The following is a 1,182-nucleotide window of genomic DNA, read 5'->3' on the forward strand; positions in this document are numbered from 1 at the left end:
CGCGCCCTCCGCATGCGTCCCCGCAGTTCTGGCCATGCGCAGTACAGGAATCTCCACCTGTCGTCCATCGGCTACGCCTCCCGGCCTCGCCTTAGGCCCCGACTCACCCAGGGCAGATCGGCTTTACCCTGGAAACCTCGGACATCCGGCCTGGGGGATTCCCACCCCCATCTCGCTACTCATTCCGGCATTCTCTCTTCCCAGCCCTCCACCGCTCCTCGCCGGTGCGGCTTCGCCGGGCTGGCAATGCTCCCCTACCACGGACGGGCATCCCCGTCCGTCCCGGGCTTCGGCGGCGCGTTTCAGCCCCGGACATTTTCGGCGCGGGGCCTCTCGGCTAGTGAGCTATTACGCACTCTTTCAATGCATGGCTGCTTCTGAGCCAACGTCCTAGCTGTCTTCGAAGCCCCACATCCTTATCCACTTAACGCGCACTTCGGGGCCTTGGCCGCGGGTCTGGGCTCTTTCCCTCTCGGCCGCCCGACTTATCTCGTGCGGCCTGACTCCTGCGGATCGCCTGCGCGGCATTCGGAGTTTGATATCCTTTGGTAGGCTTTGACGCCCCCGCGGGAATTCAGTGCTCTACCTCCGCCAGGCTGCCGCAGGGCTAGCCCTAAAGCTATTTCGGGGAGAACCAGCTATCTCCGGGTTCGATTGGAATTTCTCCCCTACCCACGCCTCATCGCCACCCTTTTCAACGGATGTGCGTCCGGCCCTCCATCGCCTTTTACGGCGGCTTCAGCCTGGACATGGGTAGATCACCCGGTTTCGGGCCTGCACGGGCAGACTGAAGCGAACTGGGTTCGCTCTGCCCTCTTCAGACTCGGTTTCCCTGCGGCTCCGCGCCTTAGGCGCTTAGCCTCGCCTGCCCGCGCAGCTCGCCGGACCGTTCTACAAAAAGTACGCGGCCACGCGCATACGGCGCTCCCGCAGCTTGTAGGCACAGGGTTTCAGGCTCTCTTTCACTCCCCTCCCGGGGTCCTTTTCACCTTTCCTTCACAGTACTCTGCTCTATCGGTCGCCAGGTAGTATTTAGCCTTGCGGGGTGGTCCCCGCATCTTCCCACAGGGTTCCACGTGCCCCGTGGTACTCTGGATCCTGCCGCGCTGCCTCGGGCTTCGCCTACGGGGCTCTCACCCTCTCCGGCCGGCCTTCCCAGGGCCGTTCCGCTGCCCTCCGCAG

The 1,182-nt window shown here is 64.0% G+C and carries 1 rRNA gene; it reads right to left on the bottom strand.

Going from position 1 to position 1,182, the window contains the following annotated elements:
• Positions 1-1,182, bottom strand: a 23S ribosomal RNA gene (locus tag NFS35_RS28855); the annotation flags it as partial.

The organism is Acetatifactor aquisgranensis (genome assembly GCF_943193215.1).
GTDB classification, from domain to species: domain Bacteria; phylum Bacillota; class Clostridia; order Lachnospirales; family Lachnospiraceae; genus Acetatifactor; species Acetatifactor aquisgranensis.